Origin of the sequence: Vogesella oryzagri, from assembly GCF_040148885.1 — a bacterium.
GTDB lineage: Bacteria > Pseudomonadota > Gammaproteobacteria > Burkholderiales > Chromobacteriaceae > Vogesella > Vogesella oryzagri.
Genome location: NZ_JBEFLD010000010.1, coordinates 14,565 through 28,687 on the forward strand (window position 1 = coordinate 14,565; position 14,123 = coordinate 28,687).

At 60.7% G+C, this 14,123-nt stretch carries 14 protein-coding genes and 1 tRNA gene; 9 read left to right on the forward strand and 6 right to left on the reverse strand.

Annotated elements, in window-relative coordinates:
• The first annotated feature begins 20 nt into the window (after positions 1 to 20).
• Complete coding sequence (gene ychF, locus ABNW52_RS16955; protein WP_349590390.1) at positions 21 to 1,112, forward strand: redox-regulated ATPase YchF; 1,092 nt, start codon at positions 21 to 23, stop codon at positions 1,110 to 1,112.
• Positions 1,113 to 1,330: 218 nt separating this feature from the next.
• On the opposite strand, the gene ABNW52_RS16960 is transcribed toward ychF, so the two are convergent.
• A complete protein-coding gene (locus ABNW52_RS16960; RefSeq protein ID WP_349590392.1) occupies positions 1,331 to 2,638 on the reverse strand; it encodes an ammonium transporter in 1,308 nt (435 codons plus the stop codon).
• A 36-nt stretch (positions 2,639 to 2,674) separates the two neighbouring features.
• Complete coding sequence (glnK, locus tag ABNW52_RS16965; RefSeq protein WP_174874891.1) at positions 2,675 to 3,013, reverse strand: P-II family nitrogen regulator; 339 nt, start codon at positions 3,011 to 3,013, stop codon at positions 2,675 to 2,677.
• Positions 3,014 to 3,273: 260 nt separating this feature from the next.
• Here glnK and ABNW52_RS16970 point away from each other — a divergent pair, with 260 nt between their 5' ends.
• From ABNW52_RS16970 to ABNW52_RS16995, 6 genes are all read left to right on the forward strand, one after another.
• Entirely contained in the window at positions 3,274 to 3,558 is a 285-nt protein-coding gene (locus ABNW52_RS16970) for an accessory factor UbiK family protein (protein ID WP_349590395.1), read from the forward strand.
• 3 nt (positions 3,559 to 3,561) lie between these two features.
• Positions 3,562 to 5,073: a YifB family Mg chelatase-like AAA ATPase gene (locus ABNW52_RS16975; protein ID WP_349590398.1), complete on the forward strand. Its 1,512-nt coding sequence runs from the start codon at positions 3,562 to 3,564 to the stop codon at positions 5,071 to 5,073.
• Positions 5,074 to 5,105: 32 nt separating this feature from the next.
• Entirely contained in the window at positions 5,106 to 5,804 is a 699-nt protein-coding gene (locus ABNW52_RS16980; RefSeq protein WP_349590400.1) for an SPOR domain-containing protein, read from the forward strand.
• Positions 5,805 to 5,817: 13 nt separating this feature from the next.
• On the forward strand, positions 5,818 to 6,423 hold the full coding sequence (locus ABNW52_RS16985) for a thiol:disulfide interchange protein DsbA/DsbL (protein ID WP_349590402.1): 606 nt from the start codon (positions 5,818 to 5,820) through the stop codon (positions 6,421 to 6,423).
• Positions 6,424 to 6,487: 64 nt separating this feature from the next.
• Positions 6,488 to 7,306, forward strand: a complete 819-nt coding sequence (locus ABNW52_RS16990; protein WP_349590405.1) for an undecaprenyl-diphosphate phosphatase — start codon at positions 6,488 to 6,490, stop codon at positions 7,304 to 7,306.
• Between the two features lie 47 nt (positions 7,307 to 7,353).
• Positions 7,354 to 7,430 (forward strand) — tRNA-Met (locus ABNW52_RS16995).
• 139 nt (positions 7,431 to 7,569) lie between these two features.
• Here the strand turns inward: ABNW52_RS16995 and purB are convergent.
• The 3 genes from purB to ffh form a co-directional block, all read right to left on the reverse strand.
• Entirely contained in the window at positions 7,570 to 8,940 is a 1,371-nt protein-coding gene (gene purB / locus ABNW52_RS17000; RefSeq protein WP_349590407.1) for an adenylosuccinate lyase, read from the reverse strand.
• 66 nt (positions 8,941 to 9,006) lie between these two features.
• Positions 9,007 to 9,906: an ATP-grasp domain-containing protein gene (locus tag ABNW52_RS17005; RefSeq protein ID WP_349590410.1), complete on the reverse strand. Its 900-nt coding sequence runs from the start codon at positions 9,904 to 9,906 to the stop codon at positions 9,007 to 9,009.
• A gap of 59 nt (positions 9,907 to 9,965) precedes the next feature.
• Entirely contained in the window at positions 9,966 to 11,330 is a 1,365-nt protein-coding gene (gene ffh, locus ABNW52_RS17010) for a signal recognition particle protein (protein WP_349590412.1), read from the reverse strand.
• Between the two features lie 120 nt (positions 11,331 to 11,450).
• On the opposite strand from ffh, the gene ABNW52_RS17015 reads away from it, so the two are divergent.
• Both ABNW52_RS17015 and ABNW52_RS17020 read left to right on the forward strand, forming a co-directional pair.
• Positions 11,451 to 12,254 carry a cytochrome C assembly family protein gene (locus ABNW52_RS17015; RefSeq protein WP_349590414.1) on the forward strand — a complete coding sequence of 268 codons (804 nt, stop codon included), beginning with the start codon at positions 11,451 to 11,453 and terminating at the stop codon, positions 12,252 to 12,254.
• Positions 12,255 to 12,308: 54 nt separating this feature from the next.
• On the forward strand, positions 12,309 to 12,647 hold the full coding sequence (locus ABNW52_RS17020) for a ComEA family DNA-binding protein (RefSeq protein ID WP_349590417.1): 339 nt from the start codon (positions 12,309 to 12,311) through the stop codon (positions 12,645 to 12,647).
• 42 nt (positions 12,648 to 12,689) lie between these two features.
• On the opposite strand, the gene ABNW52_RS17025 is transcribed toward ABNW52_RS17020, so the two are convergent.
• Positions 12,690 to 14,090: a cryptochrome/photolyase family protein gene (locus tag ABNW52_RS17025; protein ID WP_349590419.1), complete on the reverse strand. Its 1,401-nt coding sequence runs from the start codon at positions 14,088 to 14,090 to the stop codon at positions 12,690 to 12,692.
• Positions 14,091 to 14,123 lie beyond the last annotated feature (33 nt).

Consider the following 14,123-nt stretch of genomic DNA (forward strand, 5'->3'; position numbering starts at 1 on the left):
GAACACAACGAGGAATTACCATGAGTCTGAAGTGCGGTATCGTCGGCCTGCCCAACGTCGGCAAGTCCACCCTGTTCAATGCGCTGACCAAGGCCGGCATCGAAGCGGCCAACTACCCGTTCTGCACCATCGAGCCGAACGTCGGCATCGTGGAAGTGCCGGATCACCGCCTGGCCGAGCTGGCCAAGATCATCAACCCGCAGAAAATCCAGCCGGCCATCGTTGAATTCGTCGACATCGCCGGCCTGGTGGCGGGCGCTTCCAAGGGCGAGGGCCTGGGCAACCAGTTCCTAGCCAACATCCGCGAGACCGACGCCATCGTCAACGTGGTGCGCTGCTTCGACGACCCGAACATCGTGCACGTGGCCGGCAAGGTAGACCCGATCGCCGACATCGAAACCATCCTCACCGAACTGGCGCTGGCCGACCTGTCCTCGGTGGAAAAGGCCGTGTCCCGCGAAGGCAAGAAAGCCAAGGCCGGCGACAAGGATGCGCGCGCGCTGGTAGCCGTGCTGGAAAAACTGGTGCCGCACCTGAACGAAGGCCAGCCGGCGCGTTCACTGGCCCTGTCCGACGAAGAAAAAGTGCTGCTCAAGCCGCTGTGCCTGCTGACCATCAAGCCGGCCATGTACGTGGCCAACGTGGCCGAGGACGGCTTCAGCAACAACCCGCTGCTGCAGCGCGTGGAAGAATACGCCGCCAAGGAAGGTGCGCCGGTGGTGGCACTGTGCGCGGCCATTGAATCCGAAATCGCCGAACTCGACGATGCCGATAAGGCCGAGTTCCTGGAAACCCTGGGCCTGGAAGAGCCGGGTCTGGATCGCCTGATCCGCGCCGGCTACAAGCTGCTGGGCCTGCAGACCTACTTCACCGCCGGGGTGAAGGAAGTGCGCGCCTGGACCATCCACATCGGCGATACCGCCCCGCAGGCGGCCGGCGTGATCCACACCGACTTCGAACGCGGCTTCATCCGTGCGCAGACCATCTCCTACGCCGACTTCATCGCCCTGGGCGGCGAAGGCAAGGCCAAGGAAGCTGGCAAGATGCGTGCCGAGGGCAAGGACTACGTGGTGCAGGATGGCGACGTACTGAACTTCCTGTTCAACGTCTAAGCGCTACGCCATAAAAACACCCCGGAGGTTGGCCGCAGGGCCGCCGTCCGGGGTGTTTGTATTGGTGCGCTGCCGAGAGCTGGCGCCGGCTGGTTTACGTGGTGACGCGTGTTGTCCGGCCGCCCCGCGGCCGGGCGCCGGCAGCGGACGCGCTTGCTACGGCACAAAACAAAAACGGCCAACCCACAGGTTGGCCGCATGGTGGAGCGAGTGGGAGTTTATTCCACGCGTTCGCCGTGCAGGACCACGTCCAGACCTTCGCGCTCTTCTTCTTCGCTGACACGCAGACCCATCACCGCATCGACGATCTTCAGCAGGATGAAGGTCAGCACGCCGCAGTAGATCGCGGTGGCGCCCACGCCGATGGCCTGGGTCATCAGGCTGCCTTCCACGCCGCCGATGTCTTTCAGCGCGAACACGCCGGTCAGCAGCGCGCCGATGATGCCGCCAACACCGTGTACACCGAAGGCGTCCAGCGAGTCGTCGTACTTCAGCATGTGTTTCAGGCTGGTGGCGCTCCAATAGCACACCACGCCGGCAACCAGGCCAATCACCAGGGCACCCTTGGCATCAACAAAGCCGGCGGCCGGGGTGATGGCCACCAGACCGGCCACTGCGCCGGACACGATACCCAGCACCGATGGTTTGCCTTTGGCGATCCATTCCGCGGCCATCCAGCCGATCGCGGCGATACCGGTGGCGACTTGTGTTGCCACCATGGCCATGGCGGCGCGACCGTCGGCAGCCACGGCGGAGCCGGCGTTGAAGCCGAACCAGCCCACCCACAGCATGGAGCCACCCACCAGGGTCAGCACCAGGTTGTGCGGCGGCATGGCTTCCTTGCCGAAGCCGACGCGTTTGCCCAGCACCAGTGCGGCAACCAGACCGGCGATACCGGCGTTGATGTGCACCACGGTGCCGCCGGCAAAGTCCAGCACGCCCTTGTCAAACATCCAGCCGCCTGGCGCCCATACCCAGTGTGCAACCGGGACATAGACCAGCAGCGACCACAGCACCATGAATACCAGCATGGAGGAGAACTTCATGCGTTCGGCAAAGGCGCCGGTAATCAGCGCCGGGGTGATGATGGCGAAGGTCATCTGGAACATCATGAACACGCCTTCCGGAATGGTTCCAGCCAGCGGGTGCACGGTCAGCTTGCCGGCATCCTTCAGGTACAGCATGCCATCCAGCAGCACACGGTCCAGGCCGCCAATCAGACTGTTGCCCGGGGTGAACGCCAGGCTGTAGCCGACGACGGTCCACAACACGGTCATCACCGCGCAGATGGCGAAGCTCTGCATCAGGGTGGCCAGTACATTTTTCTTGCGCACCATGCCGGCATAGAACAGCGCCAGGCCGGGGATGGTCATGAACAGCACCAGGGCGGTGGATGTCAGCATCCAGGCGGTATCGCCGGCGCTGATGGTGCTGGTGGCGACCAGGGTCGGAGCGCCATCCGCCAGTGCCGGCAGGGCGGTGGCCAGCGCGGCGGTGCCGGCGGCAGCAAGCAGTTTCTTGTTCATATACAGGTTCCCTCTATCGCTCTTGGTTGTGCTGGTTCAGACGGCGTCGGCACCGGTTTCACCGGTACGGATGCGCACCACCTGCTCCAGGTCGAACACGAACACCTTGCCGTCGCCGATCTTGCCGGTGCGGGCGGCGTTTTCGATCGCTTCTACCACCTGATCCAGCAGTTCATTGGCGATGGCGATTTCCAGCTTTACCTTGGGCAGGAAGTCCACGACATATTCCGCGCCGCGGTAGAGTTCGGTATGGCCTTTCTGACGGCCAAATCCTTTGACTTCGGTAACGGTGATGCCTTGCACACCGATGGCAGAAAGTGCTTCACGCACTTCGTCAAGCTTGAACGGCTTGATGATTGCACTGACCAGTTTCATGGCGACTCCTCGATAATTGCCGAATGGCTGCGTGGTTGGAGAGACGACGGCTGCTATGCATGAATCGTGCCAGAATAAAATTTCTTTTCTTTTCAATTGACTACTGCATCTTGGTGCATTCCGCGGTGCGGCGCCGCAGTTGTGCACCATTTAGGCGGTGGCTTGTGCGCCGCATTGGTGCACGGTCTGCTTTGTGCAGTTATAGAGGCTTTTTGCTAAACTCAAATTCTCTCCGCTCATGACAAAGTCAAGGTCTCGCCATGCTTAGCCAGAAACTGTTTGATGAAATCAGCAACAAGATCAGTGAAACCATCGCCGCCAGCCCAGCCAAGGACCTGGAAAAGAACGTCAAGGCCATGATGGCCGCCACCTTTACGCGCATGGATCTGGTGACGCGAGAGGAATTCGATATCCAGCAAGAGGTGCTGGCGCAGACCCGCGCCCAGCTCACCGCCATGGAGGTACGCCTGCAGCAGCTGGAAGCGGTGCTGCCGCCGGCCGTGGCGGCGCCGGAAGCCGATGCCGACGCGCCGTCGCAAGACTGAGCGATGTCGCTTGCCGTCTGTCTCAGCCGGGCACTCGCCGGCGTGCATGCGCCAGAGGTGGCGGTAGAAGTCCATCTGGCCAACGGCCTGCCGGCATTTACGCTGGTGGGGCTGCCGGATACCGAAGTAAAGGAAAGCCGCGAGCGGGTGCGCGCAGCGTTGCAGCAATCCGGTTTCGACTTTCCGGCCCGCCGCATTACGGTCAACCTGGCGCCGGCCGATCTGCCCAAGGAATCCGGCCGCTTCGATCTGCCCATCGCAGTGGCGCTGTTGGCCGCCGCCGGGCAACTGCCGGCCGAGGTGCTGAGTGGTTACGAGTTGGCGGGGGAGCTGGCGCTGGGGGGCGAATTGCGACCGGTGCGCGGTGCCTTAGCCATGGTGGCGGCGGCGCGTGACAGTGGCCGTAAATTCATCCTGCCCCGGCTTAGTGCACAGGAGGCCGCACTGGTGCAGGGGGTGGAGATATTCGCTGCCGACAGCCTGTCCGAGGTGTGCGCCCATCTGGCCGGCCTGGCGGTATTGCCGCGTTGTTCTCCGACGCTGGCCGCAAGCGGGCTGGCAACTTATCCGGATCTGCTGGATGTCCGTGGCCAGGGCGCAGCCAAGCTGGCGTTGGAGGTAGCGGCGGCTGGCGGGCACAGCCTGCTGATGCAGGGACCACCGGGTACCGGCAAGTCCATGTTGGCCGCACGGCTGCCCGGTTTGCTGCCGCCGATGGCACAGATTGAGGCGCTGGAAAGTGCGGCGGTGCAGTCGCTTGCCAGTGGCGGCTTCGTTGCCGCCAACTGGGGGCTGCGCCCCTACCGCCATCCGCATCACACGGCGTCGGCAGTGGCGCTGGTCGGCGGTGGCTCCGATCCGCGGCCGGGAGAAATTACGCTTGCCCATCGTGGGGTGCTGTTTCTCGACGAATTGCCGGAATTTGACCGCAAAGTACTCGAGGTGCTGCGGGAGCCTCTGGAAACCGGGGAAATCCATATCTCGCGCGCGGCCCGGCAAGTAACTTTTCCGGCGCGCTTCCAGCTGCTGGCGGCGATGAATCCATGCCCTTGCGGTTATTTGGGGCATGCCCGGCGCGCTTGTCGCTGTACGCCCGAACAAGTGACGCGATATCGCGCTAAAATATCGGGCCCGCTGTTGGATCGTTTTGATTTGATGGTAGAAGTAGGCAGCCTGCCGCTGGAGGAATTGCAGCAGCTGCCGGGTGGTGAAGCCAGCGCACAGGTGCGCGCCCGCGTGGTTGCTGCGCGCGAGCGCCAATGGCAGCGGCAGGGCAAGGCCAATGCCGAGTTGCAGGGTGGGGAACTGGATGACGCATGCGCTTTGCCACAGGCCGAGCGCAGCTATCTGAACCAGCTACTGGAACGGCTGGCATTGTCGGCACGTGCCTACCACCGTGTACTGCGCGTGGCGCGTACACTGGCGGATCTGCAAGAAACGGCGCTAGCCCGGACTCATTTGCTGCAGGCGGTGCAGTTCCGCCGCGGCTTGGCCGGTTTTGGCAGTAATGAATGACAGGGTCGAACCGACTCGGATCAGTGGGTTTCATGAGTAACAAAGATCATAAGAATTCACGTGGCAGCCGTAGTGCTTCGTCACGCAAGGGCGGCGGTGGCCTGATGGCCGGGGTACTGGTCGGCTTGATTATCGGCATCGGTGTGGCCGTCGGCGTGACGATGTACCTCAGCCGCTCCTCTACGCCGTTCAGCAATCTGGAACGCATGCAAGGCAAGCAGCAGGCATCGTTGCCGGAAGCCGAACTGCTGGAGCCGGGGGCCAAACTGTCCACGGTGACGCCACCGTCAGCCAAACCGGCCGCCGTGCCGGCGCCAGCATCCGCCCCGGTTGCGGTCAAGCCGGCACCGGCCACCACCACGACCCAGTCACCGGCAGATGTCGATGGCCAGCGTTTCGATTTCTACAAGATATTGCCGGGCCAGCAGGAAGCCTTGCCCAACACCGACAAGGGAACTGGCGATGCCTCCAGTGGCTCCAACACGCCAGGTCCGCGCCTGTTCTTGCAGGCGGGGGCATTCCAGTCGGAAAGCGATGCCGACAATATGAAGGCGCGACTGGCATTGATGGGGGTGGAAGCCAAAATCCAGTCGCTGTCGATGCCGGAGAAGGGGCTGATGCACCGGGTGCGTATCGGACCGTTCGAGCGCCAGGAAGAACTGGACGCGTTGCGCGCCAGATTGCGCCAGGATGGCATCGAAGTCTCTGTTGTGAAACTCCCTGCGAAATAAACGAAAGAAAACCATGAAGAAATGGCTGTTTGCAGCGTTGTTGATGGTGGCGGGCGTGGCCCAGGCCGCCATTGTGGAAGGTAAGGACTATGTGCTACTGGCCAAGCCGCAGCCGGTGGCGACGCCGGGTAAGGTGGAGGTGATCGAGTTTTTCTCGTACCACTGTGTGCATTGCTTCAATCTGGAGCCGTCGATTGCCGCCTGGTCGAAAAAGTTGCCGAAGGATGTGAGCTTCCGTCGCGAACAGATCGTCTGGGGCAAGCAGATGGAGCCGCTGGCACGCCTGTTTGCAACCTTCAACATCACCAAGACGCTGGATCGACTGCATACGCCGGCGCTGACGGCCATGGTGCAGCAACGGATCAATCTGGCTGATGAAGCGGAAATGAGCAAATGGCTGGCGACGCAGAAGGGCGTGGACAGCAAGGCCTTCATGCAGGTGTACAAATCGTTCGGCGTGAATTCGCAGGTCGCCCGTGCGACTCAAATCACCCGTGACTATGCCATTCAGGGCACGCCGACCATTGTGGTGGCGGGCAAGTACGCCACGTTGGCCGCAGAGCCGGCGCAGCTGCTGAAAGTGGTCGACGAGCTGATCATCAAGGCGCGCAGCAAATAAGCTGTCTTACGCGCTACCTTCAGGCCGCCCAGTGCGGCCTGAAATCATTTTAGAAAGGGAAAAAGTGGACACTTTGTTACTGGCGCAGGCGCTGTTACTGGGTATTGTGGAGGGTTTGACCGAGTTCCTGCCGGTGTCCAGCACCGGGCATTTGATCGTGGTCGGCGATCTGATCGGCTTTCACAATGCTGGCAAGGTATTCGAGATTGCCATCCAGTTTGGTGCCATTCTGGCGGTGCTGTTCCTGTACCGCGAGCGCTTCACTGCCGTGGTGAAGGGGCTGGGGAGTGAGCCCAAGGCACAGCGCTTTGCGGCCAACCTGATCATTGCCTTCCTGCCCGCCGCCATCATGGGGCTGTTGTTCATCAAGCAGATCAAGCTGTACCTGTTCAACCCGGTCAGCGTTGCCAGTGCGCTGGTGTTGGGCGGGCTGCTGATTCTCTATGCCGAGCGCCGGCAGCATGTGGCGCGGGTGCACGATGTAGACAATATTGGCTGGCGTGAGGCGCTCAAGATTGGCTGCGCGCAGGTCGTGGCCATGATTCCGGGTACTTCGCGCTCTGGCGCCACCATCATCGGCGGGGTATTTTTTGGCCTGGACCGCAAGGTGGCGGCCGAGTTTTCCTTCTTCCTGGCGGTGCCGACCATGTTTGCAGCCACGGTGTACGACCTCTACAAGCACCGTGACCTGTTATCGATGGCCGAGCTGCCGATGTTTGCCATCGGCTTCGTCGCGGCATTCCTGAGCGCCTTGCTGGCGGTGCGCACCTTGGTGCGTTTTGTCGGCAGCCACAGCTATGAAGTCTTTGCCTGGTACCGTATCGCTTTCGGTCTGGTGATTCTGGCGACATGGTATTGGGGCCTTGTGGACTGGACTGTATAAAAGATTTGACAGCTATCTTTAGATTGGCTATTATGTGTTCTCTCTGACGCGGGGTGGAGCAGTCTGGTAGCTCGTCGGGCTCATAACCCGAAGGTCGTAGGTTCGAATCCTGCCCCCGCAACCAAATATGAAAAGTCGCAAATCTACTGGATTTGCGACTTTTTGCATTGTTGCCCAATTGGCTAGGCTTGCTTGTCGCATGCGGTAGGCGGGGATGCAAAAAAGCCACCTTGCGGTGGCTTTTTTGCTGTGCGGCTAACGTATCAGATACGGCGGGCCAGCTCTTCTGCCTTGCCAACATAGCTGGCCGGAGTCAGTTCCAGCAGGCGGGCTTTTTCTGCCTCCGGGATTTCCAGGCCCTTGATGAAGGCGGCCAAGGTATCGCGGGTGATGCCATCCTTGCCGCGGGTCAGCTCTTTCAGCTGCTCGTACGGGTTGGGCACGCCATAGCGGCGCATCACGGTCTGGATCGGCTCGGCCAGCAGTTCCCAGGTGGCGTCCAGATCGGAAGCCAGCATGGCTGGGTTGAGTTCCAGCTTGTTCAGGCCCTTCATCAGTGCCTTGAAGCCCAGCAGGGTGTAGCCAAAGCCGACGCCCATATTGCGCAGTACGGTGGAGTCGGTCAGGTCACGCTGCCAGCGCGACAGCGGCAGTTTTTCCGCCAGGTGGTTCAGCACGGCGTTGGCCAGACCCAGATTGCCTTCGGAGTTTTCGAAGTCGATCGGATTGACCTTGTGCGGCATGGTGGAGCTGCCCACTTCGTCCTTCTTCACCTTCTGCTTGAAGTAGCCCAGCGAGATGTAACCCCATACGTCACGATCCAGGTCGATCAGGATGGTGTTGATGCGGCTCAGTTGCTGGTACAGCTCGGCCATGTAGTCGTGCGGCTCGATCTGGATGGTGTACGGGTTGAAGGTCAGGCCCAGGCCGCTGACGAAGCGCTCGGCCAGGCTTTCCCAGTCCACGCCCGGGTAGGCGACGATGTGGGCGTTGTAGTTGCCGACGGCACCATTGATCTTGCCGAGGATTTCCTGCTTCACCAGCTGCTCGCGCTGGCGCTTCAGGCGGTACACCACGTTGGCCAGCTCCTTGCCCATGGTGGACGGGGTGGCCGGCTGGCCGTGGGTGCGGCTCATCATCGGTACCGCGGCCAGGTCATGTGCCAGCGTGCTCAGTTTGGTGATGACTTCATCCAGTGCCGGCAGCATTACGGTGTTGCGTGCGGTTTTCAGCATCAGCGCATGGCTGAGGTTGTTGATGTCTTCCGAGGTGCAGGCGAAGTGGATGAACTCGCTGGCGGCCATCACTTCCGGGTTGCCGGACAGACGTTCTTTCAGCCAGTACTCGATGGCTTTCACGTCGTGGTTGGTACGCGCTTCGATGGCCTTCACTTCTTCGCCGTGCTGCACGGAGAAGTTGGCGATCACGTCGTCGATTTCACGGATGGTGGCGTCGGAGAACGGCTTTACCTCCTCGATGCCCGGTTCTGCGGCCAACATTTTCAGCCATTCCAGCTCTACCTTGATACGCGCCTTCATCAGGCCGTATTCGGAGAAGGTGGCGCGCAGTGCTTCGGCTTGGCCGGAGTAGCGGCCGTCGAGCGGGGAAAGGGCGGTCAGCGTGGTCAGATTCATCACTCAGTGCTTCCAGGTTGCTGGCCAGCTGGTGCTGGCCGGTTGCTTCAAATAAAAAACGAAAACTTAAGCGTGCAGGCGGCGGGCAATACCCGCGGCCAGGGTGTCCGCTGCCGGCGGGTTGAAGCGGAAGAACAGCTCCGGTTCGATCATTTCCAGTTCCATGATCGCCAGCTGGCCATCATTGTCGCGGATCAGGTCCACGCGGGCGTACAGTACGTCGAATGGCACTGCCGCCACGGCGGCTTCGGCGAACAGAATTTCGTCGGCGCTGGCATCGTATTGATGCACGCTGCCGCCGTGGTCATCCTGCACGCGGAAATCGCCGGCCTTGGCCGTTTTGCGGATGGCGTGGGTGTATTTGCCGTCGATGATCATCAGCGACAGCTCGCCGCTTTCCTGAATGTTGCGCTGGAACGGCTGCAACATCAGCGCTTCCTGCTCGATCAGTTCGCCGAACACGCATTCGTACTGCTCGCTGGCGGTGGCGGTAAAACGGTAGGTATGCCGCGCGGCGCCGGAGACGACGGGCTTCAGGATCACGTCCTGCCAGCCCGTTTCGGCCACGATATGCGCCAGTGAACGGGAGTCGCCTCGTTCGATATAGACTGTGGGGACGATATTGACGTCTTTTTCTGCCAGCGCACCCAGGTAGTGCTTGTCGATATTCCAGTGCACCAGTGCCGCCTCATTGAACAGGCGGGTGGTTTCACTGGCCCGCGCCAGCCACGGCGCGAATTCGCTGAAGCGGTGGTAATAATCCCAGGTGGTGCGGAATACAGCGCTGCGGCAGTCTGCCCAGTCGAAGTCCGGGTCGGCCCAGTCCTTGCGGCCAACCTTCAGCCCTTGTCTTTCCAGTGCCTGCAGTACCAGGCCGTCTTCGGTGTGTACCTGGCGGCTGTACCAGTCGGCATCGTTCAGCTGCAGCAGCTCGTGGTCGGTCAGGACGATTACGTCGTATTGCATGGTGTCTTTAAGATCCGCGCGTAAAAAACGGGCGTCCACGACGCCCGTCCTGCTATCCATTACATGCCCGGCAGCATGCCCTTCATACCCTTGAGGCCTTTCAGCATCTTGAACATGCCGCCCTTGGACGAGAACATCTTCATCATCTTCTGCATCTGCTCGAACTGTGCCAGCAGCTTGTTCACTTCTTGCACCGAGACACCGGAGCCGGTGGCGATGCGGCGCTTGCGGCTGGCCTTGATCAGCTCTGGCTTGCGGCGCTCGTCCATGGTCATGGCGTTGATGATGCCCTCGATGCGGCGCATGGATTTTTCCGCCTCGGCACCTTGTACGCCCTTGGCCAGCTGCCCCAGGTCGCCCGGCATTTTTTCCAGCATGCTGGTCATGCCGCCCATCTTTTTCATCTGCTGCATCTGGGTCTTGAAGTCTTCGAGGTCGAAGCCCTTGCCGGACTTCAGCTTCTTGGCCATTCTGGCCGCTTCTTCCTCGTCGATGCCTTTTTGTACGTCCTCGATCAGGGTCAGTACGTCACCCATGCCGAGGATACGGCCAGCCAGACGGTCGGGGTGGAACGGCTCCAGGCCGCTGACTTTTTCGCCCACGCCGATGAACTTGATCGGCTTGCCGGTGATATGGCGCACCGACAGCGCGGCACCGCCACGCGAGTCGCCATCCATCTTGGTAAGCACCACGCCGGTCAGCGGCAGCGCTTCGTTGAAGGCCTGGGCGGTGTTCACCGCGTCCTGGCCCTGCATGGCATCGACCACGAACAGGGTTTCGATCGGATTGAGGCAGGCATGCAGCGCCTTGATCTCGGCCATCATCGCTTCGTCGATGGCCAGGCGACCGGCGGTATCCACCATCAGTACGTCAAAGAAGTGGCGCTTGGCGTAATCCACGGCGGCGCGGGCGATGTCTTCCGGTTTCTGGCTGCCATCGGACGGGAACCACTCCACGCCCACCTGTTCTGCCAGCAATTTCAGCTGTTCAATCGCCGCCGGACGGTACACGTCGGCAGACACCACCAGCACTTTTTTCTTCTGCGTTTCTTTCAGTAGCTTGGCCAGCTTGCCCACCGTGGTGGTCTTACCGGCACCCTGCAGACCGGCCATCAGGATGATGGCGGGCGGAACGGCGGCCAGATTCAGCGCGTCGTTCTTTTCGCCCATCAGCTTGACCAGCTCTTCGTTCACGACGCCGATCATGGCCTGGCTTGGCGTCAGGCTGCCCAGCACCTCCTGGCCCAGCGCGCGTTCCTTGACGCTGGCAATGAAGGTTTTGACCACGGGCAGCGCCACGTCGGCCTCCAGCAGCGCCATGCGTACTTCGCGCAGCGCGTCCTGGATATTGGTTTCGCTAAGCCGCGCCTGACCGCGCAAGGTTTTCAGCGCACTGGTTAGGCGTGAGGATAGGTTGTCAAGCATGGGGTGTCCTTATGGTCTGCCAACTGCATTCTGCTTGGTGTAGACTTCTGCAATCGTCCATTTTACCACGACCCGGCGCCGGGGCGTGGCGCTCCCCCCAATCAGATGAGTGGCATCCTGTTGATTTTGGTCATTTTGCTGGTGTCCGGTTACCTCGGACTGTCCTGGCATTTCATCGGTCATTGGCGTGGCGTATCGCCGTGGCCGCGCCAGCCCGGGCGTGAACACTTCCTGTTGGGCGCGTTGCTGGTGGTGCATGCCCTGGTGTTGATGCTGCCGGTACTGCGTTTTGGGGCCTTGAGCATGGGGGTAGGCACGGCGCTTTCCCTGTTGGCTTGGATCATGTTGCTGATTTTCTGGACCGGCAGTTACTTCGCGCGCATGGATGGCTTGCAGGTTTTCCTGGTGCCGTTGGCCGCCATCGGGGTACTGATGGCCGAAGTGCTGCCGATTCCGCATACCTTATATGAGATCAATAACCCGGCTTTCCTGCTGCATCTGCTGGTGTCGCTGCTGGCGTACAGCCTGTTTGCCATTGGCGCCTTGCTGGCGGTGCTGATGCTGTTGCAGGAGCGCGCATTGCATGACCGGCGCTTTGCCTTGGCTCGCCGCATGCCACCGTTGCTGGTGCTGGAAAACCTGATGTTTCAGACGCTGGGCACCGGTTTCGTGTTGCTGACCTGCAGCCTGATCAGTGGCGTGTTCTTTGCGGAAGAGGTGTTTGGCCGCGCCGTGCCGTTGAGCCATAAGGTGGTGTTCGCATTCCTGTCCTGGCTGGTGTTTGGCGGCTTGTTACTGGGTCGCAAACTGCATGGCTGGCGTGGCCGCATCGCCATTCGCTGGACGCTGGCGGGCTTTGCGCTGTTGTTATTTGGGTATATCGGCAGCAAGGTGGTGTTGCAATTCTTTTTGCATAAATTGTAGTGTTTTGACATAGTGGTATCTCCATTTTTTGTCATGAAGACGGGAGGGTTGGCCATGAAAAAGCTATTTGCCGCATTATGTGTGCTGTTTGTAACGCTGTCGGCCTGGGCCGCAGTGAACGCCAATACCGCCACGGCGCAGCAGCTGGAAGCGCTTAACGGGATTGGCCCGGTCAAGGCCAAGGCTATTGTGGATTTCCGCACCAAGAATGGCCCATTCAAAACCTATGCCGATCTGGAAAAAGTGCCGGGCATTGGTCCGAAAACGCTGGAGAAACTGAAAACGGAGCTGGTGGTCAGTGGTGGTGCCGTGCCGCCGGCGGCACCGGCAAAAGCGGCGCCTGCCGGTACGGCCAAGGCGGCTCCGGCAACCCCGCCAGTGAAGAAACCGTAAGCGTTCCATACACAAGAAAAGGCCCGACAATGTCGGGCCTTTTTATTTTTTGCCGAACAGCGTCAGCGCCAACTCGCGCTGAGTGGCATGCTCCACGATGGGGGCCGGGTAGTCGCGTCCCAACTGAAAGTCGCTGGGTAGCGACTTGGCCTGCCACGGCGCATGTATGGCCTTGTTGTCCAGTGCGGCCAACTCCGGTACGTAGCGGCGGATGAACTTGCCTTCCGGGTCGAATTTCTCGGACTGGCTCACCGGGTTGAAAATGCGGAAGTAGGGCTGGGCATCGCAGCCGGTCGAGGCGGCCCACTGCCAGCCGCCATTGTTGGCCGCAAGATCAAAGTCCAGCAGCTTCGCCGCAAAATAGGCTTCGCCGCGGCGCCAGTCGATTAGTAGATCCTTTACCAAGAAACTGGCCGCGACCATGCGCAGGCGGTTGTGCATGAAGCCGCTGTGGTTAAGCTGGCGCATGGCGGCATCCACAATGGGGTAGCCGGTATTGCCCTGGCACCAGGCATCAAACCAGCTGTCCTGCCCAGGAAAAACCAGCTGCCGGTACTCGGCTTTGAAGCTTTGTTCGACCACAGCGGGAAAGTGCCATAGCAGTTGTTGATAGAACTCGCGCCAGATCAGCTCGTTCAGCCAGCTTTCCGCTCCCTCGCCCTCTTCACTGATTGCCAGCTGAACGGCTTCTCGTATCGAGATGGTGCCAAAGCGCAGGTGGGCGGACAGGTAGGACACACCTTTCACCGCGGGGTAATCGCGCGCGGCTTTGTAGTGCCTGATGCGCTGGGCAAAGTCCTGTAGTAACGCTTCCCCGCCCGAGCGGCCGGTTTGCAGTCGCAATAGCTGCTGCGAGGCCGCTGCAAATCCCAGTGTCGCGAGCGAGGGAAGGCCTTGTGCCGCAGAGGGTGGAGCCAGGGCGCCGGCCATCGGTGTCGGCAGGGTCTGAGCCAACGCCGGAGTGAAACGCTGGCGCCAGGCCCGTATATAAGGGGTAAAAACGGTATACGGCTTGCCTTGCTTGGTCAGTACTTCGTCTTGCTCGAAAATTACCTGGTCCTTGACGCTGCGTAGTTCACATCCCTGATCACCTAACAGTGCGGCAACTTTCGCATCGCGCTCCCGGGCGTAGGGTTCGTAATCCCGGTTGCAGTACACCGCATCGCAACGCAGTTCTGCGGCCAACTGTGGAATTAGTTGGGTCGGGTTGCCCTGCAATACGCGCAGACCGCCGCCTTGCTCGCGCAGTGTGGTGTCCAGCTCCTGTAGTGCGGCATGGATGAATGCTACTCGCCTGTCGTCATGAGGGAGATGGCGCAGGATGTTGGTATCGAAAACAAAAACGCAGTGAGTGGCTTCGTGTTGCCGCAAAGCCTGTGAAAAGGCCGCGTTGTCATAGGCGCGCAAGTCGCGTCGAAACCACATCAGGCTGGCTGATTTCATCGTGGGAGGCTCGAGGTGTCGTTAGAAAACAAC

Excerpts from the sequence above, each read along its gene's own strand:
- ychF (WP_349590390.1), top strand. The coding sequence starts at position 21 with ATGAGTCTGAAGTGCGGTATCGTCGGCCTGCCCAACGTCGGCAAGTCC.
- ABNW52_RS16960 (WP_349590392.1), bottom strand. The coding sequence starts at position 2,638 with ATGAACAAGAAACTGCTTGCTGCCGCCGGCACCGCCGCGCTGGCCACC.
- glnK (WP_174874891.1), bottom strand. The coding sequence starts at position 3,013 with ATGAAACTGGTCAGTGCAATCATCAAGCCGTTCAAGCTTGACGAAGTG.
- ABNW52_RS16970 (WP_349590395.1), top strand. The coding sequence starts at position 3,274 with ATGCTTAGCCAGAAACTGTTTGATGAAATCAGCAACAAGATCAGTGAA.
- ABNW52_RS16975 (WP_349590398.1), top strand. The coding sequence starts at position 3,562 with ATGTCGCTTGCCGTCTGTCTCAGCCGGGCACTCGCCGGCGTGCATGCG.
- ABNW52_RS16980 (WP_349590400.1), top strand. The coding sequence starts at position 5,106 with ATGAGTAACAAAGATCATAAGAATTCACGTGGCAGCCGTAGTGCTTCG.
- ABNW52_RS16985 (WP_349590402.1), top strand. The coding sequence starts at position 5,818 with ATGAAGAAATGGCTGTTTGCAGCGTTGTTGATGGTGGCGGGCGTGGCC.
- purB (WP_349590407.1), bottom strand. The coding sequence starts at position 8,940 with ATGAATCTGACCACGCTGACCGCCCTTTCCCCGCTCGACGGCCGCTAC.
- ABNW52_RS17005 (WP_349590410.1), bottom strand. The coding sequence starts at position 9,906 with ATGCAATACGACGTAATCGTCCTGACCGACCACGAGCTGCTGCAGCTG.
- ffh (WP_349590412.1), bottom strand. The coding sequence starts at position 11,330 with ATGCTTGACAACCTATCCTCACGCCTAACCAGTGCGCTGAAAACCTTG.
- ABNW52_RS17020 (WP_349590417.1), top strand. The coding sequence starts at position 12,309 with ATGAAAAAGCTATTTGCCGCATTATGTGTGCTGTTTGTAACGCTGTCG.
- ABNW52_RS17025 (WP_349590419.1), bottom strand. The coding sequence starts at position 14,090 with ATGAAATCAGCCAGCCTGATGTGGTTTCGACGCGACTTGCGCGCCTAT.